The organism is Curtobacterium sp. NPDC092190 (assembly GCF_044755625.1).
In the GTDB taxonomy this organism is placed as follows: Bacteria; Actinomycetota; Actinomycetes; order Actinomycetales; family Microbacteriaceae; genus Curtobacterium.
This window is the reverse complement of sequence record NZ_JBIVRJ010000001.1, coordinates 323554-345025: the sequence shown is the minus strand read 5'-3', so window position 1 is coordinate 345025 and position 21472 is coordinate 323554. Positions and strand designations below refer to the sequence as shown.

Here is a 21472-nt window from a genome sequence, read left to right as displayed (position 1 = left end):
CCGCACCGCGCCTCCCGTCCGTGATCGGCGCCACGCGCCGCGCCTCCCGTCCGTGATCGGCGCCACGCGCCGTGGTCGCGACCACTGTGACGGGCACCGCCCACGACGACGGGCCCCGCGCCTGCTGTGTGCGCGGGGCCCGTCGTCGTGCGGGTGGTGCGGTGTCTAGCGGACCGAGACCGGGGTCTCGTCGCGCTCCTCGTAGAGGACGTAGCCCTCTTCACCGTGGACCGCGGTGTCGATGCCGGCGACCTCGTCCTCGGTCTTCACGCGGAAGCCGATCGTCTTCTCGATGGCGAAGCCGATCACGAAGGCCAGGACGAACGAGTAGACCAGGACAGCTGCGGCGGCGACGGCCTGCTTGCCGAGCTGCTCGAAGGAGCCCGAGTAGATGAGACCGGTGTCGTCGGCGAAGAAGCCGAGGTAGAGCGTGCCGAAGATGCCGCCGACGAGGTGGACGCCCACGACGTCGAGCGAGTCGTCGAAGCCGAGCTTGTACTTGAGGTCGATCGCGAAGCAGCAGACCACACCGGCGAGGAAGCCGAGCAGGATGCCCCAGCCCGGGGTGAGCGCGGCGCAGGCCGGGGTGATCGCGACGAGACCGGCGACGGCACCCGAGGCGGCACCGACGGAGGTGGCCTTGCCGTCCTTGAGCTTCTCGATGAGGAGCCATCCGAGGATCGCGGCGGCCGGAGCGGCGAGCGTGTTCACCCAGGCGAGGGCGGCGATGCCGTCAGCGGCCCCCTCCGAGCCGGCGTTGAAGCCGAACCAGCCGAACCAGAGGATGGCTGCACCGAGGAGCACGAAGGGCGGGTTGTGCGGCTTGTGCGCGCCCTTGGCGAAGCCGACGCGCTTGCCGAGCACGAGCGCCAGGGCGAGACCCGCGGCACCGGCGTTGATGTGCACCGCGGTGCCACCGGCGAAGTCGATGACGCCCCACGTGGCGAACATGCCCGAGGTGAGGTTGAAGACCCAGGAGGCGACCGGGAAGTAGACGACCGTGACCCAGACTCCGGCGAAGATCATCCACGCGCCGAACTTCGCGCGGTCGGCGATCGCGCCGGAGATCAGGGCGACGGTGATGATCGCGAAGGTGGCCTGGAAGCCGACGAACGCCATCGACGGGTACGCGGCGTTGATCGTCGAGGCCTTGGCCTCCTCGAACGCCTGGCCGAGGCCGATCTGGTTCCAGTCGATGCTGAAGAACCCGACGATGCCCGCGACGTTCGTGCCCTCGCCGTGGTTCGCGAAGGCGATCGCGTAGCCGTAGAGCACCCAGAGGACGCCGACCAGGGCGATCGCTCCGAAGGACATCATCATCATGCTGATGACGGACTTGGCCTTCACCAGGCCGCCGTAGAAGAAGGCCAGGCCGGGTGTCATGAACAACACCAGCGCCGCCATGATCAACACGAATGCCGTGTTGCCCTGATCAAGCATCTGTTCACCTCTCGCGATTGCAGTGCGGCTCTCGGGACCGCCCTCGGGTGCTGACGAGTCTGGCGACACGACGTTTCGCGAGGGAGCACGATGTGTTTCGCGGGTGTAACGCGTGGGGCTCCCGTGTGAACGGTGTGTTTCCGGACACCGGATGACGGGTCCGACACCGCTGACGGGACGCCGCGAGGGCCGGACGGTCGCGCGCGTCGGACGGGAGGCCCGTGGCGGTGTCGCCACGGGCCTCCCGTCGGACGGTGGCTCAGTCGGCCGCGCGGGACAGCGCGACCACGCGCGACGCGGCCCGCAGGTACTTCTTGCGGTAGCCGCCGTCGAGCATCGCCTGCGGGTACACCTGGTCGAGCGGCGTACCGGACGCGACGATCCGCACCTGCGCGTCGTAGAGGCGGTCGACGAGCGCCACCCAGCGCAGTGCGTCGGTCTGGTCGGTGAACGCCTGCACGTCGGTCAGCCCGACGGCGTCGAGCCCGTCCACCAGCGCGACGTACTTCGACGGGTGCACGGTCGCCAGGTGGTCCACGACCGCTCGGAAGTCGTCGAGCGTCGTCGCCCCACCGGGCAGCGCACCGACGACGTCCCCGACCACCCGCGCCGACTCGTCCACGGCCCGACGGCGGTAGTCGAGCCCGTCGATCCGCATCGTCTCGAACCGGTCGGACATCGCCTGGATCTCGCGCAGGAAGTCCTGCGCGGCGAACCGGCCCTCGCCCAGCGCACCGGGCGGGGTGTTCGACGTCGCCGCGAAACGCGTGCCCGACTCGGACAGCTCCTTGATGAGCCGGGTCATCACCATCGTGTCGCCCGGGTCGTCGAGCTCGAACTCGTCGATGCACACCAGGGACGTCCCACGGAGCAGGTCGACCGTGCCCTGGAACCCGAGCGCGCCGACGAGCGCGGTGTACTCGATGAACGTGCCGAACGTCTTCCGCGACGGCTCCGCGTGGTAGGCCGCGGCGAGCAGGTGCGTCTTGCCGACACCGAACCCGCCGTCGAGGTACACGCCGGAGCGCGCCGGCTGGACCGGTTCGCGGCGGCGGCCGAACAGCCCGCGCCGCGCTGGCTCCGGCCGCGTCGCGACGAAGGCCTCGACCGCGTCGCGCACCGCCGCCTGCGACGGGTACTCGGGGTCCGGCCGGTAGCTGGCGAACGACGCGTCGGCGAACTGCGGCGGCGGGACGAGCGCGGCGGCCATCTGCTGCGGCGTCACCTGCGGATCACGGTCGACGAGGTGTGCAGGCAAGTGTGGCCCCTCCGGGAAGCATGTCGTGCGGTGTCACGTTGCAGGTGGCGGTCGGTACGTCCGCGTACCGTTGCCCGCGGGCACCGAGGACCGATCCTATGCCTCGCCCGCCCCGCTCGTCCCGCAGCCTGGAGGTACCCCCGATGACCGCACCGGTCGACCCGTCCGAGAAGTTCGCCGCCTACGCCCACCCCGAGCGCCTGGTGTCGACCGAGTGGCTCCAGGAGCAGCTCGACGCCGGTACCGGGTCGCCCGACCTCGTGGTCGTCGAGTCCGACGAGGACGTCCTGCTCTACGAGACGGGCCACGTCCCCGGCGCGGTGAAGATCGACTGGCACACCGACCTCAACGACCCCGTCCAGCGCGACTACATCGACGGCGCGGCCTTCGCCCGGCTCGTCGGCGGCAAGGGCATCGGCCGCGACACCACCGTCGTGATCTACGGCGACAAGAACAACTGGTGGGCCGCGTACGCCCTCTGGGTGTTCACGCTGTTCGGCCACGAGGACGTCCGGCTGCTCGACGGTGGCCGGGCGAAGTGGATCGCCGAGGACCGCGCGGTCACGACCGACAGCACCGAGGTCACCCCGGTCGAGTACCCCGTCGTGGAGCGCCGCGACGAGCAGGTCCGCGCCTTCAAGGAGGACGTGCTCGAGCACCTCGGCAAGCCGCTCATCGACGTGCGCAGCGCCCCCGAGTACTCCGGCGAGCGCACCACGGCCCCGGACTACCCGGAGGAGGGCGCCCTGCGCGCCGGACACGTCCCGACCGCCGTGAACATCCCCTGGGCCACCGCGGCCGCTCCCGACGGCACGTTCAAGAGCCGGCAGGAACTGGACGCCGTCTACCGCGACGGTGCCGGCATCGGGGATGCCGACGAGGTCATCGCCTACTGTCGCATCGGCGAGCGCTCGAGCCACACCTGGTTCGTGCTGCAGCACCTGCTCGGCTACGACAACGTCCGCAACTACGACGGTTCGTGGACCGAGTGGGGCAGCGCCGTGCGCGTCCCGATCGCCACGGGCACCGAGCCGGGTACCGTTCCCACCCGATGAGCACCGAACTCCCCCGCCCCCTCGCCGAGATCCGCGACGACTTCCTCGAACTCTCGCAGCAGGACCGCCTCCAGCTGCTCCTCGAGTTCTCCGACGAGCTGCCTGCGCTGCCCGAGCGGCTGCAGGGGCACGAGGACGAGCTCGAGCGTGTCGAGGAGTGCCAGTCCCCTGTCTTCATCACCGTCACGGTGGGTGCGGAGGGCGATGCGCCGGACGTGGTCCGGATGCACGCGACGGCGCCACGCGAGGCACCGACCACCCGCGGCTTCGCGTCGATCCTGGCGCAGGGGCTGTCCGGGTTGTCCGCACCCGAGGTCCTGGCGGTCCCGGTGGACTACCCGCTGACGCTCGGACTCACCGAGGCGGTCAGCCCGCTGCGGATCCGGGGCATGGTCGGCATGCTCGGTCGGGTGCAGCGGCAGGTGCAGGCGGCCGCTGCGGACTGATGGCGGTCTCCTGACGGACGGGAGGCGCGGGGCCGGCCGCCCCCGCGCCTCCCGTTCGTCACTCTGTCCGTACGCGATATCTCCCCTCCTGGTCATCCGCCCTCCTGCCGTGCCAAGATCGAGGAGTCATCGGGGGGAGACATCATGGCGAAGGTCCACGGCAACGATCCGACTGGGTACTCGTACGGTGACGCCGACGCACTGAAGACCGCGGCGCGCAACCTGGCGTCCGCGATCAACGGACAGACTGCGACGCGTGCCGCTGCGGTGACGAGCGCGGGACGCGAGTTCCGCGGGTACTTCTCGCAGGTGTTCGCCGACAACGCCGGCATCGCCTCCCGCAGCGCGAGCAAGCTCTCGGACGCGCTGTCGTCCCTGGTCGGCTTCGTCGACGAGCTGCGCGAGGCGGCGAAGCAGGAGGACCGACGACGGGCCGACGCCAAGGCGTGGGAGGCTCGGAAGCGCGAGCGCGAGGAGAACTTCTTCGTCGGTGCCGCGCACGAGGTGTCGACGTGGTTCGGCGCCGAGGACGACCCGAAGCCCCCGGAACCCGAGCCGGAGCCCCAGCTCCAGGCCGATGCCGTCTCGGTGCGCGGTCGCACGATCCCGGCGGGCGGTGGCGGCAGCGGGGGCACGTCGTCGGCGGTGCCGGCTGATCTCCGCTCGTTCGCGTCGAGCACCCGTGGTGCCGACGACTCCCTGTCCGGCTCGGTGTCGTCCTTCCGCAACGCCCTGAGCGGCTACGAGTCGGGGTGCAACACGTGCTGGGGCACGCTGCACGCACAGTCCCTCGTGACGGCGGTGCAGGACTGGCTCACGGACAACGGACACGACGCCTCGTGGGCGTCTCGGCGGTCCGACCAACAAGGGCAATCCTGATGGGTTGCTCGAGAACAAACGACACCAGATGCGCGAGGCGCGCTACCAAGCAGCAGGAGGGGATCCGTATTGAGTGCTTCGAAGGACGTCCTGGAGGTCAGGGTCAGCGACGTCTTCAGTGTGAAGATTGACGACGATCGCGCCTATGTCGGTCAAGTTCTGCATGTCGGCGAGGGTGCGGTCTTCGTCGTTGTCTTCGACCACCTCGTTCGGCATCCGGTCGCGATCCCCGATGCGCTCGCCGCGCTGATGCACCCGCCGATCGTGGCCAGTTGGACCCACGACGCGCGATTCCGGCCGGGAATGTGGGAAGTGGTCACCCAGGCGCAGACCGACAATCGGCGGTATCTGCCCGCTTCCACCTGGGGGCTGCCAGAAACCGGGGGCGTCCGACTTACGAGCTTCGATGAGACGAGGACCCGCGCGGCGACCGCCGAAGAAGCCGCTACCATCCCTCCGAGAACGACGCGATCGCCCATGCTCATCGAGAAGTTCCTGATGATGGCTGCCGGTGTGGCACCCAGAAATCCCGCTCTCGAGAAGGTGCGCTGGGTGCCGATGCCATCATCGTCGGAACTCTTCCCGGACTGAGTTCGGCTTGCACCGGGGCCAGCGTCAACGTCTCGCGATCGCCTCGCCAATGGTACTGGAGAGGGCTTTCAAGGCTCACCACAGCATCGGTCGCTTGATGTTGAACAATGCGAGGAGCGTCTCCGACGTGTCCATCGGCGAAGTGTTCACGATTCCCGTCGACGACCAGCGCCGCTCGGCCGGCCAGGTCGTAAGCGAGTACATATCTGCTCTCTACGTCATCATCCTCGACCGAATCTTCGGAGCTGACGAGGACCCGTCGCTCAGACTCGACGATCTGACGGGGTCGGAACCGCTGTTTTCCCGGCTGATCTTCGACTCCCGATTTCGACCAGGAATGTGGGAGATGATCGGACACGCTGCCGCCGACTCTGAGCGGTATCTGCCTGCCTTCACCTACGGGGCTGCCGAACTCGATGGCGTCAAGATCACGAATTCAGCGGCTCCGAGGTTCGGCATGCGACAGAATCCGAGTCGAAGGAGATTCCCCGTCGCGCGATCGACTCGCCGCTGATCTTGGAGAAAGCCATCCAGGCACATCACGGCATCCGTCGCTGGCTTCCGGCTTTCGAAGAAGTTCGGCACCGACCGGGGATAGCGTCGGCGAAGCTGTTCGATTGATCGTGTATCTCGGCATCAGACCGGAGTTCTGACATGCAAGAAGTGTTCTTCCTCTCGTCCATGGACAGCCTGCGGTTCTCGTCCGTCTTCCGGTGCGAGGTGGAACGACCGATCGAGCTCCCGAACGGACACCATGCGCTGATGGTCAGCTGCGATCCACCCCTGAGCGGCCAAGAACTCGGCCACCCGCTCGGCATCAGCGAGCTCTTGCTCTGGAGTCGGTTCGAGGACGAAGACCTCTGGACATTCCCCGCCTTCCCGCACTTCGTGCAGATCTGCCTGCCCGACGCCGATCTGCCTGCCGATGCCATGCCCGCGAACATCGCCTGGGGCGAGATCTACGAGACCGAGGCGGACGCGCGCTCGCATGAGATGGACGCTCGCCCGTCTGAGCGAGCACTTCGAAATCCAGACTGCCCCACGAAGTGCGCACGATGAACGAACTGGCCGTCGAGGACGTCCCCCTGCTCCTCGTCGGAGAGACGGTCGACGCCATATGGGTCGACCACGCGCTCCGACTCCTGCTCTCGAACGGCGCCACCGTCATCCTGGAGTGCCCGTTCTCCCTCGGTCGGTCCCCCGACGCCGCGACGATGATCGACCCGGAGGGCGACAAGTCGGGGCTGGTACCGGCTCTCCGCCTGCACACGCTCGTGGTCACCGAGGCGCACGCCACGGGCTCGACGCTGTCGATGACGTTCTCCGACGGCTCGCGTCTGACCGCCGGACCGCACCCCGAGTTCGAGTCGTGGCACTACATCGGACCGGAGACGCCCCCGACCAGGATCATCATCATGCCGGGCGGGGGCCCTGCCATCTGGCTTCACCACCCAGAGACCGAAAGCGGCCTTCTGTCCTTCCGGACACGGCCGTCGGACGAACACCTGCTCCCCGCGTTCCACGACGTCTTCACATCGCTGACCGTCCCACCGCTCCGGTGGCTCGTCACCGATCTCGACATCGTCGTGCGCTCGGGATCGACGGTGAACGTGCACGAGTGGGACCGTCGTCTCAGAGCAGCACCGCCACCTGGCCTGTGGTTCTCACACGACGAGATGCTGACGCTCGTCCGTGACAACGACCAGCTGATCGACGGCGAGTTCTTCGGCGTCCCGTTCGGCGCCGCGGCTGACCCGGCCCGGGCGGTCCTCCGCATCGACTTCTTCCACAGCGGCGAGGCCTCCGTGGTCCTGGATCCCTCGGTCATCGGCGTCTCGGAAGCGTTCGAGCGGCTGTTCGGTCCGGAGGTCGCGGTACCCTCGATCGGCACTCGAGACGCTGACCTCGCCGCGTACCGCGTCCAGTCGCTCCTGCTCGCGTTCCTCGACACGCTCCCCGCGCCGGGAGCGGCGGAACTCCGACAGCAGGCCGAGGCGGTGCGAGCCGTCCAGGAGACAGCTCCGAGGATCTGGGACGTCGTGCTCGCGGAGACACCCCGAGCCGACTTGCCCGACGGTCGTCTGCCGGGATCGCTGGCCTACCGCACGGACGAGGCACCGCTCGCGGGTGAAGTCCTCGTGTGGATGCTCGACGGCCGGATCGACTCCTTCGAGCTCCCGTGGTTCACGACGGAGATGCCGGCCGAACTCCCCCGGCCGGACCAGCTCATCCGCGCCGCGGACGAGGGCGACGGAGGTCACGGTGTCCGGTAGTCGGCACGGCCACAGCCGACACGCTCCGGCTGCTCCCCGCATCCTCGTGGAGGCATGACGTGACGACCTCCGGCACGAGCGTGCCACTGCTCCGCCTGACCCTCCCCAGACGCCTCGACGTCCCACCCGAGCCCACGAGATCCTGGACGCCGTGCCGGACGACGCGGACGTGCTCGGGTACGACGCCCCTGCCGCCGCGATCGCCCGCGCACTCCGCCGGAGCAGACGAGCGGGGACGCCCCGCGACGATGCCCTCGTGACGCCCCTCGACGAGCTCGGGCACGACCCGGTGCTGGTCCGGTAGGTCGACCTCGGCGACGAGGTCCTCACGGTCCTGCTCCGGGCGTCGGACGGCGCGTTCCTGTCCGCTACGGTCACTGACCGTACCGCCGGGGTCGAGACCATCAGCGCCGCTGAACTCGCGACGCTGCTCGCCGCGACCGCGGCACCCGGCGCTGACCGGGCCCTCGAACTCGTCCGACTCCTCGCGCCCGACGACCGCATCAGACTCTTCGAGCAGGGCGCTCGAACGACCGCGGAGACGTTCGCGACCAAGTACGGTCTGCCCGCCGAGCGGGGGTTCACGGTCCTCGACCTCGAGTCCTTCGTCGCCGCAGTGGCACGCTTCGACGCTGACGACCTCCCCTTCTGCGCTCTCGACGCTCCCGGAGTGGTCGCGACCGTCGCGTTCACACCGGACCGCGCCGCGGTCCTCGCGACGACGATCGCGCGACGTCTGCCGCACGACCAGGACGACGACCGACCCTGACCCAGGACGGCCGGGAGGCACGGTGCCAGCTGGCACCGTGCCTCCCGTCCGACGATCGTTCGCGTCTACCGCGCGCTCGTCGCGTCCGTCGGTTGCACCACCTCGGTGAGCCACGCGAGGATCCGTGCGTCGAACCAGTCGGCGTCGTGGTTCCAGAGCTTCGTGTGCCGCGCGGTCGTCTGCACCTCGAGCCGGACGATGTCCGGCCGGACCCGCGCCAGTTCGTGCGACGCCGATGACGGCACGAACCCGTCGTCGTCGCTGTGCAGGATGAGGATCGGCACGTCGAGCTCGTCAGCTCGGGCGACCATGTCGAGTTCCCGGAGGTCCACCGGGTGGTGCAGCCCGGCGACGTGGTGCAGCACGGGCGTCCGGAGGATGCGCTGGGCGACCTTGCGCACCGGGCGCGGGAGCTTCAGGACACGGCTCTGCGACTCGAGCACCGCGTGCCAGTCGACGACCGGCGACTCGAGCACGATCCCGTCGACGAGCCCGGCGAACCGCGACCGCACGAGGGTCTGCAGGACGACCGCACCGCCCATCGACCATCCCATGAGCACGACGCTCCGGGCCTGCTGCGCGGTGAGCCAGCGGAGCACGCCGTCGACGTCCTCCCACTCGGTGCTGCCGAGGCCGTAGCGTCCGTCCTCGCTGCGCGGGGCGACGCCGTCGTTCCGCCACGAGGCGAGGACGACCGAGTAGCCGGCGGCGCGGAAGACCGGGACGGCGCGGATGGTCTCGGCGCGGGTGACCCCGCGACCGTGCACGAGCACGGCCCAGGGCGCGTCGGGGTCGTCGGCGCGGACGACCCACGCCGGCGCGGCGCCGTTCGGTGTCGGGATGTCGACGTCCTCGACGGGCACGTCGAGCTCGCCTGGCGTGAGGTAGAACCACCCGCCCCAGCGCCCGCGCCGAGCCGCGGTCGGGTCGCCGGCGTCGATCGCGATGATGCGACGCGTGACCGTGGTGTCGGTGGTGCCGAGCACCTCACCGACGCGCAGGTGCCCGGTACCGCCGCCGAACCACAGGCTGTAGCGCCCCTGCAGCTCGGTGTCGGCGGTCCGTTCGAGCGTCACGGTCATCCGACCGGTGTCGACCGCGTGGATCGGGACACGCTCGACGCGCTTCCGGTCGGGCGTGACGACCGCTCGGGCGACGGCGGCGACGAAGCCGCCGATGACCGCGGTGGTGACCGCAGCGGCCGCGATGCCCGCGCCGAGCGCGACGACCCCGGCCGATCGTGCGGTCTCCTGGGCCACGTCCTCGGCGGGTCGCGCTGATCGGGACATGGTCCGGAGCCTAGTCTGCAAGCGTGTCCGAATCCCGAGAGCCCGAGGCCTTCGAACGCCTGCGCGCGTTCGTCGCACCGGGCCGGACCCGCACCGAGACGACCGTCACCGAGATCCCCTCGCCGTCACGCATCGCACCGCACTCGATCGCCCTCGCGGCGGACGTGTCGGGCGCCGTGCACGGCATCGACTCCGACCTCGGGACCGGCCGCTTCATCGCCCTGTACGACCCCGCAGAACCGGAGGGCTGGGGCGGCGCGTTCCGCGTCGTGACCTTCGCCCAGGCACCGCTCGAACCGGAGATCGGCGTCGACGAGTTCGTCGCCGACGTGACGTGGAGCTGGCTCGTCGACGCGCTCGCTGCCCACGGTGCGACGTACGACCGGGCGTCGGGCACGGCGACCAAGATCATCTCGCGCGGCTACGGCGACCTCGCGGCCCAGGGCGACGGCGCACAGCTCGAGCTCCGGGCCTCGTGGACGCCCCGCGACGAGGACCTGACCGCGCACGTCGAGGCCTGGGAGGAGATCGTCGCGATGCTCGCGGGGCTCCCTCCGGCGTCCGACGGCGTGACCCTGCTGGCCCCGAGGAGGACCACGAAGTGACCGACCCCGCCAGCCAGGCCCGCGACGCCGTGTCGGGCGCCTCGGCCGATCCCGCGTTCGAGGACGCGCACGCCACCGTGCGCGTGATCGAGGACCGCGACGAGTACCTGCAGGCGGTCGACGCGATCGCCGCCGGACACGGCCCGGTCGCGGTCGACGCGGAGCGTGCGAGCGGCTACCGGTACTCGCAGCGCGCCTACCTCATCCAGGTCTTCCGCCGCGGTGCGGGCGCCTTCCTGTTCGACCCGATCGCGATCGGTGACTTCGCGGAACTGCAGGCCGCGATCGTCGACGAGGAGTGGCTGTTCCACGCCGCCTCGCAGGACCTGCCCTGCCTGCAGGAGGTCGGCCTCGTCCCGACCCGCATCTTCGACACCGAGCTCGGTGCCCGCATCGCCGGGTTCCCCCGCGTCGGTCTCGGCGCGGTGGTCGAGCAGCTCCTCGGCATCACGCTCGCCAAGGCCCACTCCGCCGCCGACTGGTCGACGCGTCCGCTCCCCCAGGCCTGGCTCGTCTACGCCGCGCTCGACGTCGAGCTGCTCCCCGACCTGCGCGACGCCCTCGCCGCGGTGCTCGACGCCGCCGGCAAGTCGCGGATCGCCGCCGAGGAGTTCGCCGCCGTCCTGACCCGCGCCCCGAAGCCCCCGAAGGCCGAGCCGTGGCGCCGCCTGTCCGGCATGCACGCGCTCCGCGGCGCGCGGGCCCTCGCGATCGCCCGGTCGCTCTGGACCGCACGCGACGCCTACGCCCGCCAGGTCGACACCGCCCCGGGTCGCATCGTGCCCGACTCGGCCATCGTCGCCGCAGCGGCGGCGAACCCGACCTCGAAGGCCGAGCTGAGTGCCGTCAAGGCCTTCACCGGCCGGGCGAGCCGGTCGGAACTCGACCGCTGGTGGGCCGCCGTCGAGGAGGGGCGCACGACCGAGGACCTGCCGAAGCTCCGCGGCACCGGCGAGGCGACGCTCCCGCCGCCCCGCGCGTGGGCGGACCGCAACCCGGAGGCCGACCGCCGCTACAAGGCCGCTCGCGCCGCCGTCGTCGCGCGTGCCGAGGAGCTCGACGTCCCCGTCGAGAACCTGCTCACCCCGGAGACCCTCCGGGTGGTGTCCTGGGAACCGCCGACACCGATCGCGACCGAGACCGTCGGAGCCGCCCTTGCCGGGCACGACGCCCGCCCGTGGCAGGTCGAGGAGACGGCGTCGATCATCGCGCACGCCTTTGTCGACGCCGCACAGCAGCCTGCTGCCGAGAGCAACACCGGCTCGTAGGAACACCCCAACCGGCATGCGCTCGCCCAGGCGGCGGGCATAGCGTCGGTACCGTCGCCGGGCTCGGCCCGGCCGGTCGGGGCGGAACGTGCCCCGACTCGATCGAAGAGGATCTGGAGGCCCGGATTGGCCAGAGCAGCAGACGTCGTGTTCGTGGACGGTGTGCGCACACCGTTCGGACGAGCCGGTGAGAAGGGGGTGTTCTGGAAGACCCGCGCCGACGACCTCGCGGTCCACGCGATGCGCGGTCTGCTCGACCGGAACAGCCAGCTCGACGGCGCGGCGGTCGACGACGTCGCCGTGGCCGCCACCACCCAGCAGGGCGACCAGGGCCTGACCCTCGGCCGCACCGTCGGCATGCTCGCCGGGCTGCCGAAGTCGGTCCCGGGCTACGCCATCGACCGCATGTGCGCCGGTGCGATGACGAGCGTCACCACGCTCGCCGGCGCGATCGCCTTCGGCGCTGCCGACGTCGCCATCGCCGGCGGGGTCGAGCACATGGGCCGCCACCCGATGGGCTTCGGCGCCGACGTGAACCCGCGCTTCGTCGCGGAGCGCATGGTCGCGACCGACGCGCTGGTCATGGGCAGCACCGCCGAGCGGCTGCACGACCGCTTCCCCGCCATCACGAAGGACCGCACGGACGCCTTCGCCGTCCAGTCGCAGCAGCGCTACGCCGCCGCGTGGGCGGCCGGCAAGCTGCAGCCCGACGTGGTCCCGGTCGAGGTGAACACCGGCGAGGGCTGGGACATCGTCACGGCGGACGAGCCGCCGCGTCCCGGCACCACCCTGGAGGCCCTGGCTGCGCTGCGCACACCGTTCCGGCCCCACGGACGGGTCACCGCCGGCAACGCGGCCGGTCTCAACGACGGCGCCACCATGAGCCTCCTCGCCTCCGAGGACGGCGCGAAGCAGCACGGCCTGCCGACGAAGATGCGCATGGTCTCGTTCGCCTTCGCGGGCGTCGAGCCCGAGGTGATGGGCGTCGGGCCCGTCCCCGCGACCGACAAGGCGCTCCGCAAGGCAGGGCTGACGATCGACGACATCGGGCTCTTCGAGATCAACGAGGCGTTCGCCGTCCAGGTGCTCGCCTTCCTCGACAACTACGGCATCGCCCAGGACTCCGCGAACGTCAACGCCTGGGGCGGCGCGATCGCCGTCGGACACCCGCTCGCGTCGAGCGGCGTCCGGCTCATGAACCAGCTCGCGGCCCAGTTCGCCGAGCGGCCGGACGTCCGGTACGGCATCACGACGATGTGCATCGGCCTCGGCCAGGGCGGCACCGTCATCTGGGAGAACCCGAACTTCAGCAAGAGCGCGGCACGGAAGGCGGCCTGACGATGACCACCACCCCGATCGACCAGCTGACCGAGCTCAGCGCCGACGAGGTCGTCACCCACTCGTACGTCAAGCACGTGCCGCTGCCGTCCGGTGGCACGCTCGCCCTCGTCACGCTCGACAACGGCAAGGACCACAAGCGCCCGTCGACCCTCGGCCCGCGCACCATGCGCGAGCTGTCCGACGTGCTCGACACGCTGCGCGCAGCGGCCTCCGCCGGGAGCATCCAGGCGGTCGCGATCACCGGCAAGGAGTACTGCTTCGCCGCCGGTGCCGACCTGTCGCAGGCGGCAGCGCTCCCCTCGCGCGAGGTCGCTCATGAGCTCGGCGCCCTCGGGCACGCGACGCTCCGCAAGCTCTCCGACCTCGGTGTGCCGTCGTTCGCCTTCGTGAACGGCATCGCGCTCGGTGGTGGGCTCGAGATCGCCCTGCACTGCACCTACCGCGTGTTCTCCTCGGCGGCGCAGGGCATCGGGCTGCCCGAGGTCTTCCTCGGCATCATCCCCGGCTGGGGTGGGGCCACGCTGCTCCCCCGCCTGATCGGTCCCGAGAAGGCGCTCCGCGTCATCGTGGAGAACCCGCTCAAGAACAACCGGCTCATGGACGGCAAGGCCGCCGTCGAGCTCGGCATCGGCGACGCGCTCATCCCCTCCGTGACCTTCCTGCCGTCCGCGGTCGCGTGGGCCGACGGGGTCGTCAGCGGCCGCAAGAAGGTCAAGCGCGCGAACGAGCCCGGCATGCTCGAGAAGGCCGCCTGGGGCACCGTGGTCAAGGTGGCGCGACAGCAGGTGGCCTCGAAGATCGGCACCGTCCCGAAGTCGCCTTTCCGTGCGCTCGACCTCGTCGCCGCAGCGAAGTCGGGCTCGCTCGACGACCGCTTCGCCGACGAGGACGACGCCCTCGCCGACCTGCTCGCCGGTGACCAGTTCGCCGCGTCGATGTACGCGTTCGACCTCGTGCAGAAGCGCGCGAAGAAGCCCGTCGGCGCTCCCGAGGGCGTCGAGGCGAAGAAGATCACGAAGGTCGGCGTCCTCGGCGCCGGGCTGATGGCGTCGCAGTTCGCGCTGCTGTTCGCCCGCCGTCTCGGCGTCCCGGTCGTCATCACCGACGTCGACCAGGCCCGCGTGGACGCCGGGGTCGCGCGCATCGCCGGTGAGGTCGAGAAGCTCCGCGAGAAGGGCCGCATCTCCCCCGACGACGCGAACCGCATCACGGCGCTCGTCAGCGGGTCGGTGTCGTACGACGCGTTCGCCGACGCCGACTGGGTGATCGAGGCCGTCTTCGAGGAGATGTCGGTCAAGCAGGACGTCTTCCGGAAGATCGAGCAGGTCATCGCGCCCGACGCGATCCTGGCGACGAACACCTCGTCGTTGTCGGTCGACGAGATGGCGTCGGTGCTCGAGCACCCGGAGCGCCTCGTCGGCTTCCACTTCTTCAACCCGGTGGCCGTGATGCCGCTGCTCGAGGTGGTGCGGGCCGACGAGACCTCGGACGAAGCGCTCGTCACCGCACTCACGGTCGCGAAGACCCTGAAGAAGACCGCGATCATCACCGCCGACCAGCCGGGCTTCGTCGTCAACCGCGTGCTCGCTCGGGTGCTCGGCGAGGCGATGCGCGGCGTCGAGGAGGGCACGCCCTTCGAAATCGTCGCCGAGGGTGCTGCGCCGCTCGGCCTGCCGATGTCGCCGTTCGAGCTGCTCGAGCTCGTCGGCCTGCCCGTCGGTGCGCACGTGCTCGACTCGCACCACGCGGCGTGGCCGGAGCGCTTCTACCCCGGTGACGGCCTGAAGCGGATCGCGGAGCACGGCACGATCCTGACCCGCGACAAGAAGGGCACCGCCACCGGGTACGACCCCGCCGCCGTGAAGCTCGTCGCACCGTCGAAGAAGGACGCGAAGCCGGTCGACGCGGCGACGATGCAGCAGCGGTTCGAGGACGCCCTGGCGGACGAGGTGCACCGCATGCTCGAGGACCACGTCGTCGAGCACGTCGAGGAGATCGACCTCGGTCTGATCCTCGGCGCCGGCTACCCGTTCCAGGCCGGTGGCATCAGCCCCTACCTCGACCGCTCCGGCGCCTCGGAGCGCGTCTTCGGCGGCACGTTCCACACCCCGGCGATCGTCGGCCCCGCCTCGCGCTAGCCGACTCGAACCACTCCGCACAACCGGAAGCACCTCGCGCCACGGGAACCCGTGGCGCGAGGTGCTTCCGGTTGTGCTGTGGCACGCCGAACCACGCGCCGGCAGGCCGGCACCGAACCACGCGCCGGCACGCCGAACGGTGCCGCGACTCGCGCCGGTGCCGCGCCGACCGGCGCCGCACGAGCCTCAGTGGTCGGCCGACTCCCGAGTCCGCGCCGGCTTCGCCTGGGGCAGCTTCGTGCCGACCACCTGGTCGATGACGTCCCGCGCGATCGCCTGCGCCGTGAGCCCCACGTCCGACAGGATCTGCGACCGCGAGGCGTGGTCGATGAACTCGTCCGGCAGCCCGAGCTCGTTCACCCCGGTGTCGACCCCGGCGGCACGCAGGTCCTGCCGCAGCCGGGTCCCGACTCCACCGACGCGGACGCCGTCCTCGATCGTGATGACGAGCCGGTGGTCGCGCGAGAGGTCGATGAGCGAGGTCGGGATCGGCACGACCCACCGGGGGTCGACGACCGTGACGCCGATGCCCTGCGATTCGAGCAGCCCGGCGGCTTCGAGGGCGACCGGCACCATCGAGCCGACGGCGACGAACAGGACGTCGGGTTCCTGCCCCTCGGACGGGTCCCGCAGGACGTCCACGCCGTCGTGCAGCCGACGGATCGCCGGGACGTCCGGTCCGACGGATCCCTTCGACCAGCGCAGCACCGTCGGGGCGTCGTCCACGGCGACGGCCTCGCGGAACTCCTCGCGCAGCGTCGCGGCATCGCGCGGTGCGGCGATGCGGATCCCGGGGACGACCTGCAGCAGCGCGAGGTCCCACATCCCGTGGTGCGACGGCCCGTCCGGCCCGGTGATGCCCGCGCGGTCGAGGACGAACGTCACGCCGGCACGATGGAGCGCCACGTCCATGAGCACCTGGTCGAACGCCCGGTTGAGGAAGGTCGCGTAGAGCGCCACGACGGGGTGCAGCCCGCCGTAGGCGAGCCCCGCCGCGGTCGTCACGGCGTGCTGCTCCGCGATGCCGACGTCGATCACCCGGTCGGGGTGTTGCTCCTGGAAGCGGTGGAGCCCGGTCGGTCGCAGCATGGCCGCGGTGATCGCGACGATCCGCTCGTCGGCCGCACCGACCGACGCCAGCTCCGAGGCGAACACCGACGTCCACGAGGGCCCGGACGACACGTCGAGCGACTCCCCCGTCTCGGGGTCGATGTGCCCGACGGCGTGGAACTGGTCCGCCTGGTCGCGGAGCGCCGGCTCGAAGCCGTGGCCCTTCTCCGTGATCGCGTGCACGATGGTCGGCGCGCCGTAGGCCTTCGCCTGCCGGAGCGCCGCCTCGACGGCCCGCTGGTCGTGACCGTTGACCGGCCCGATGTACTTGATGTCGAGGTTCGAGTAGAGCGCCTCGTTGTTGGTGAACCGCGCCAGGAACCCGTGGAGTCCGCCACGGACCCCCCGGTAGAACGCACGACCCGGCGCACCGAACCGCGAGGCGACGGCCTGCGACTTCTCGAACAGCGCCCGGTACTCACGGCGGGTGCGCACCGAGCTGAGGAAGCGCGCCATGCCCCCGATCGTCGGCGCGTAGGACCGACCGTTGTCGTTGACCACGATCACCAGGCGGCGGTCGTTGCTGTCCGAGATGTTGTTGAGCGCCTCCCACGTCATCCCGCCGGTGAGGGCGCCGTCGCCGACGACCGCCACGACGGTGCGGTCGTCCTGCCCGGTCTGCCGGAAGGCGCGGGAGATCCCGTCAGCCCAGGACAGCGACGAGGACGCGTGCGAGGACTCGACGATGTCGTGCTCCGACTCGCTCCGCTGCGGGTAGCCGGCCAGCCCGCCGCGCTCGCGCAGCTTCGAGAAGTCCTGCCGCCCGGTGACGAGCTTGTGCACGTACGACTGGTGCCCCGTGTCGAAGACGAACGGGTCGTGCGGCGAGTCGAACACGCGGTGCATCGCGAGCGTCAGCTCGACGACCCCGAGGTTCGGTCCGAGGTGCCCGCCGGTCTTCGCGACCTCGGCGACGAGGAACCGTCGGATCTCGGCGGCGAGCTCCGTCATCTGTGCGTCGGACAGACGCCTGAGGTCGCGCGGCGACGTGATGCTGCTCAGCAGGCTCACGGGCGCTCCTTTCGTGGGGCAGGTCCCCACACTATCCGCGCGACCGGGACACGGACGGGAGGCGCGTGGCGGCCCCGCCACGCGCCTCCCGTCCGTCCGGTCGCACTCCGCAGAACGCAACGAAGGCGGTCCCGCACAGCGCTGTGACGCTGCGCGGAACCGCCTCGGTTGCGTTTCGTGGAAGGGATCAGACGAGCGAACGGAGCACGTACTGCAGGATGCCGCCGTTGCGGTAGTAGTCCGCCTCACCGGGGGTGTCGATGCGGACGACCGCGTCGAACTCGACCGTCTGCTTGCCGGCCGGCGAGTGCTCGCTCGGCTCCGCGGTGACGTGCACGGTCTTCGGCGTGCGGCCCTCGTTCAACTCGGTGAGCCCCGAGATCGAGACGACCTCGGTGCCGTCGAGACCGAGCGACTCGACCGTCTCACCCGCCGGGAACTGCAGCGGGACGACACCCATGCCGATGAGGTTCGAGCGGTGGATGCGCTCGAAGCTCTCGGTGATGACCGCCTTGACGCCGAGCAGGTTCGTGCCCTTCGCCGCCCAGTCGCGCGACGAGCCGGAACCGTACTCCTTGCCACCGAAGATGACGAGCGGGATGCCCTGCTCCTGGTAGTGCTGCGAGGCGTCGTAGATGAACGACTGCTCGCCGTCGGGCGTCGTGAAGTCGCGGGTGTAGCCGCCCTCGACGCCGTCCAGCAGCTGGTTCCGCAGGCGGATGTTCGCGAACGTGCCGCGGATCATCACCTCGTGGTTGCCGCGGCGCGAGCCGTAGGAGTTGAAGTCCTTGCGGTCGACGCCGTGCTCGTCGAGGTACCGACCGGCCGGGCTGTCGGCCTTGATCGAACCGGCCGGGGAGATGTGGTCGGTCGTGACCGAGTCACCGAGCTTCGCGAGCACGCGGGCACCGGAGATGTCGGAGACCGCGTCGGGCTGCATCGTCATGCCCTCGAAGTACGGGGGCTTCCGGACGTAGGTCGACTCGGTGTCCCACTCGAACGTGTCGCCCGTCGGGGTCGGCAGGTTCTTCCAGCGGTCGTCGCCCTCGAACACGGAACCGTACTCGTGGGTGAACATCTCGGTGTCGATCGACGTGTCGATCACGTCCTGCACCTCGGCCGCGTCGGGCCAGATGTCCTGCAGGTAGACGTCGTTGCCGTCCTGGTCGGTGCCGAGGGCGTCCTTGTCGAAGTCGAAGTGCATCGACCCGGCCAGGGCGTACGCGATGACCAGCGGCGGCGAGGCCAGGTAGTTCATCTTCACGTCGGGGTTGATCCGGCCCTCGAAGTTGCGGTTGCCCGAGAGCACCGCGGTGACGGCGAGGTCGTTGTCCTGCACGGCCTGCGAGATCTCCTCGGGCAGCGGGCCCGAGTTGCCGATGCAGGTGGTGCAGCCGTAGCCGACCGTGTAGAAGCCGAGGTCCTCGAGGTAGCTGGTGAGCCCGGCCTTCTCGTAGTAGTCGGTGACGACCTTCGAGCCCGGCGCGAGGGTGGTCTTCACCCACGGCTTGGCCTTGAGGCCCTTCTTCGCGGCGTTCCGCGCGAGGATGCCGGCGGCCATCATCACCGACGGGTTCGACGTGTTCGTGCACGAGGTGATCGCGGCGATCGCGACGGCACCGTGGTCGATCGTGAACGTGTCGCCGTCGGCCACGGAGACCGACGTCGGCTTCGACACCGTGCCGGGCGCGCTCGAGGCGTGCACGGGGACCTCGGACGCGGGGGCGTCCTGCAGGTCGTCGACGGCGTGCTCGTCACCGGGCGCGGCGGCGACCGGGTCGGACGCCGGGAAGGTGTCCGCCACGGCCTTGTCCTCGTGCGTGTGGTCGATGCTCGCGTAGTTGGCGAGGTCGACCTCGAACTGGTCCTTGGCCTTCGACAGCTCGATGCGGTCCTGCGGGCGCTTCGGGCCGGAGATCGACGGGACGACCGTCGAGAGGTCGAGCTCCATGTACTCGGAGTACGCGGGCTCCACCGACGGGTCGTGCCACAGGCCCTGGGCCTTGGAGTACGCCTCGACCAGGGCGATCTGGTCCTCGGACCGGCCGGTCAGGCGCAGGTAGTCGAGCGTGACGGAGTCGACGGGGAAGATCGCGGCGGTGGAGCCGAACTCCGGCGACATGTTGCCGATGGTCGCGCGGTTCGCGAGCGGGACCTCGGAGACGCCCTCGCCGTAGAACTCGACGAACTTGCCCACGACGCCGTGCTTACGGAGCTCCTGGGTGATGGTCAGCACCACGTCCGTCGCGGTGACGCCGGCGGGGATCGAACCGGACAGCTTGAAGCCGACGACCTTCGGGATGAGCATCGACACGGGCTGGCCGAGCATCGCGGCCTCGGCCTCGATGCCGCCGACGCCCCACCCGAGCACGCCGAGGCCGTTCACCATGGTGGTGTGCGAGTCGGTGCCGACGAGGGTGTCCGGGTACGCGTAGAGCTCACCGTCGAACTCGCGGGTGTACGTGACCTTCGCCAGGTACTCGATGTTGACCTGGTGCACGATGCCGGTGCCCGGCGGGACGACCTTGAAGTCCTCGAATGCGGTCTGGCCCCAGCGGAGGAACTGGTAGCGCTCCCCGTTGCGCTCGTACTCGAGGTCGGTGTTGCGCTGGAGGGCGTCCTCGCGGCCGAACAGGTCGGCGACGACGGAGTGGTCGATGACCATCTCGGCCGGCGAGAGCGGGTTGATCTTGTTCGGGTCGCCGCCGATCTGCGCCATCGCCTCGCGCATGGTGGCGAGGTCGACGATGCACGGGACGCCCGTGAAGTCCTGCATGACCACGCGGGCCGGCGAGAACTGGATCTCGGTGTCCGGCTCGGCCTCGGGCTTCCAGGAGCCGAGCGCGCGGATCTGCTCCTCGGTGACGTTCGCGCCGTCCTCGGTGCGGAGCAGGTTCTCGAGCAGCACCTTCAGGCTGTACGGGAGCTTCTCGTGCCCCGGCACCGTGTCGATCCGGTGGAACGCGTAGTCGACACCCCCAACCGAGAGCGTGTCCTTCGAGCCGAAGCTGTTGACTGCAGCCACTGTGCCGCCTCCCTACTGATCGGTGTGCCCTCATCATCGCGGGCGTCGGAACGTCCCACCAGCAAGGCAAACCTAATCCCGACGGTGCTGGCGCGCCCCCGGGAAACTGTCTCGATGTCGAGACAACTCTACACCGCGGCGGTGTCCTCCCGACGCACGAACACCGTGCGGACGAGCAACCACGTGACCCACAGCACGGCCGCGTAGAGCGGGACGCCGAGCACCAGCTTCACCGCGGCGAGGAGCTCGACCTGCGCGGTCAGGTACAGCGGTACCTCGACGGCCAGCCGGAGCGCGAAGAGCCCGACCCAGATCCACGTCGCCACCGTGAGCACCCGGCGCTTGGTGGGGTCGGCACGCCAGTCGACGTGGGAGCCGTCCTCGTCCGGCGGGAGCAGGAAGCCGACCACGACGCCGATCAGCGGCCACCGGATCGCCAGGGTGACGAGCAGCCCGACGAGCCACACCGAGTTGATGACGATGCCGGGGATGAAGTTCGTCTCGGCCCGGCCGGTGACCAGCGCCAGGACCGCCGAGACGACCACGCCGGCGATGCCCGCGAAGGACATCACGAGCGACTGCCGCTGCGCCAGACGGACCACCACGAACACGAGCCCGACGAGCACCGGGATCACGACGCTCGGCACGAGCTCCTTCGTGATCGCGTAGACGACGAGGAACGCGAAACCGGGCAGCACCGACTCGGCGAGCCCGCGCACGCCGCCGACCGCACCGAGCAGCGCACGGCCGGAGGGCGCCTCGCCCGGCGCGACCCGGGCGATGCCGGCGTTCTGCACCGCCGCGCGGAACTGCGCCGAGAACGACGGCACGGCGTCCTCGTCCACGGAGTCGTCACCAGCCGTCCGGGCCGGGGCCGTCCGTCCAGCCGGGACGGCCGGCCCCGGCCCGGTCGGACCGTCGACCGGAGCCGCGCCCTGGTCGCTCGCGTCCGCGGGACGGGGGGTCTCGTCGTG

At 70.4% G+C, this 21472-nt stretch carries 19 protein-coding genes; 13 read left to right on the top strand and 6 right to left on the bottom strand.

Annotated features, from left to right (window positions below; all coding sequences use genetic code 11):
- Positions 1–165 precede the first annotated feature (165 nt).
- Positions 166–1440: an ammonium transporter gene (locus ACIQFY_RS01595; RefSeq protein ID WP_251155418.1), complete on the bottom strand. Its 1275-nt coding sequence runs from the start codon at positions 1438–1440 to the stop codon at positions 166–168.
- A gap of 259 nt (positions 1441–1699) precedes the next feature.
- Positions 1700–2650: a cell division protein ZapE gene (zapE, locus tag ACIQFY_RS01590; RefSeq protein WP_081985283.1), complete on the bottom strand. Its 951-nt coding sequence runs from the start codon at positions 2648–2650 to the stop codon at positions 1700–1702.
- Between the two features lie 191 nt (positions 2651–2841).
- On the opposite strand from zapE, the gene ACIQFY_RS01585 reads away from it, so the two are divergent.
- The 9 genes from ACIQFY_RS01585 (at position 2842) to ACIQFY_RS01545 (ending at position 8711) form a co-directional block, all read left to right on the top strand.
- The gene (locus tag ACIQFY_RS01585; protein WP_400338005.1) at positions 2842–3753 is read left to right on the top strand and encodes a sulfurtransferase; all 912 of its coding nucleotides are present in this window, start codon (positions 2842–2844) and stop codon (positions 3751–3753) included.
- Complete coding sequence (locus ACIQFY_RS01580; protein ID WP_251160285.1) at positions 3750–4199, top strand: SufE family protein; 450 nt, start codon at positions 3750–3752, stop codon at positions 4197–4199. The genes ACIQFY_RS01585 and ACIQFY_RS01580 overlap by 4 nt, the downstream gene beginning before the upstream one ends.
- A gap of 144 nt (positions 4200–4343) precedes the next feature.
- Positions 4344–5078, top strand: coding sequence for a hypothetical protein (locus tag ACIQFY_RS01575; RefSeq protein WP_400338004.1), 735 nt, complete (start codon positions 4344–4346; stop codon positions 5076–5078).
- Positions 5079–5147: 69 nt separating this feature from the next.
- Complete coding sequence (locus ACIQFY_RS01570) at positions 5148–5669, top strand: hypothetical protein (RefSeq protein ID WP_066654081.1); 522 nt, start codon at positions 5148–5150, stop codon at positions 5667–5669.
- 97 nt (positions 5670–5766) lie between these two features.
- Positions 5767–6183: an Imm26 family immunity protein gene (locus ACIQFY_RS01565; RefSeq protein WP_285844895.1), complete on the top strand. Its 417-nt coding sequence runs from the start codon at positions 5767–5769 to the stop codon at positions 6181–6183.
- Between the two features lie 140 nt (positions 6184–6323).
- Entirely contained in the window at positions 6324–6728 is a 405-nt protein-coding gene (locus ACIQFY_RS01560; RefSeq protein WP_400338002.1) for a hypothetical protein, read from the top strand.
- Complete coding sequence (locus ACIQFY_RS01555) at positions 6725–7942, top strand: DUF6188 family protein (protein ID WP_400338000.1); 1218 nt, start codon at positions 6725–6727, stop codon at positions 7940–7942. The genes ACIQFY_RS01560 and ACIQFY_RS01555 overlap by 4 nt, the downstream gene beginning before the upstream one ends.
- A 151-nt stretch (positions 7943–8093) precedes the next feature.
- Positions 8094–8246, top strand: coding sequence for a hypothetical protein (locus tag ACIQFY_RS01550; RefSeq protein WP_158407750.1), 153 nt, complete (start codon positions 8094–8096; stop codon positions 8244–8246).
- Positions 8247–8558: 312 nt separating this feature from the next.
- Positions 8559–8711 (top strand): hypothetical protein, encoded by a 153-nt coding sequence (locus ACIQFY_RS01545; protein WP_158407749.1) that lies wholly within the window; start codon positions 8559–8561, stop codon positions 8709–8711.
- A 65-nt stretch (positions 8712–8776) separates the two neighbouring features.
- Here ACIQFY_RS01545 and ACIQFY_RS01540 read toward each other — a convergent pair whose 3' ends face one another.
- Complete coding sequence (locus ACIQFY_RS01540) at positions 8777–10000, bottom strand: alpha/beta fold hydrolase (protein WP_311205347.1); 1224 nt, start codon at positions 9998–10000, stop codon at positions 8777–8779.
- Positions 10001–10023: 23 nt separating this feature from the next.
- Here ACIQFY_RS01540 and ACIQFY_RS01535 point away from each other — a divergent pair, with 23 nt between their 5' ends.
- The 4 genes from ACIQFY_RS01535 to ACIQFY_RS01520 all read left to right on the top strand — a co-directional run bounded on the left by ACIQFY_RS01535 (position 10024) and on the right by ACIQFY_RS01520 (position 15352).
- On the top strand, positions 10024–10605 hold the full coding sequence (locus ACIQFY_RS01535) for a DUF3000 domain-containing protein (RefSeq protein WP_066654075.1): 582 nt from the start codon (positions 10024–10026) through the stop codon (positions 10603–10605).
- A gap of 29 nt (positions 10606–10634) precedes the next feature.
- Positions 10635–11873, top strand: coding sequence for an HRDC domain-containing protein (locus tag ACIQFY_RS01530; RefSeq protein WP_374109574.1), 1239 nt, complete (start codon positions 10635–10637; stop codon positions 11871–11873).
- A gap of 126 nt (positions 11874–11999) precedes the next feature.
- Positions 12000–13211, top strand: a complete 1212-nt coding sequence (locus ACIQFY_RS01525) for a thiolase family protein (RefSeq protein WP_081984825.1) — start codon at positions 12000–12002, stop codon at positions 13209–13211.
- A gap of 2 nt (positions 13212–13213) precedes the next feature.
- The gene (locus tag ACIQFY_RS01520; RefSeq protein ID WP_400337997.1) at positions 13214–15352 is read left to right on the top strand and encodes a 3-hydroxyacyl-CoA dehydrogenase NAD-binding domain-containing protein; all 2139 of its coding nucleotides are present in this window, start codon (positions 13214–13216) and stop codon (positions 15350–15352) included.
- 186 nt (positions 15353–15538) lie between these two features.
- On the opposite strand, the gene dxs is transcribed toward ACIQFY_RS01520, so the two are convergent.
- The 3 genes from dxs to ACIQFY_RS01505 all read right to left on the bottom strand — a co-directional run bounded on the left by dxs (position 15539) and on the right by ACIQFY_RS01505 (position 21343).
- Entirely contained in the window at positions 15539–17473 is a 1935-nt protein-coding gene (dxs, locus tag ACIQFY_RS01515) for a 1-deoxy-D-xylulose-5-phosphate synthase (RefSeq protein ID WP_271826546.1), read from the bottom strand.
- Between the two features lie 187 nt (positions 17474–17660).
- On the bottom strand, positions 17661–20498 hold the full coding sequence (locus tag ACIQFY_RS01510) for an aconitate hydratase (protein WP_066654071.1): 2838 nt from the start codon (positions 20496–20498) through the stop codon (positions 17661–17663).
- 128 nt (positions 20499–20626) lie between these two features.
- A complete protein-coding gene (locus ACIQFY_RS01505; protein ID WP_066658133.1) occupies positions 20627–21343 on the bottom strand; it encodes a DUF3159 domain-containing protein in 717 nt (238 codons plus the stop codon).
- Positions 21344–21472 lie beyond the last annotated feature (129 nt).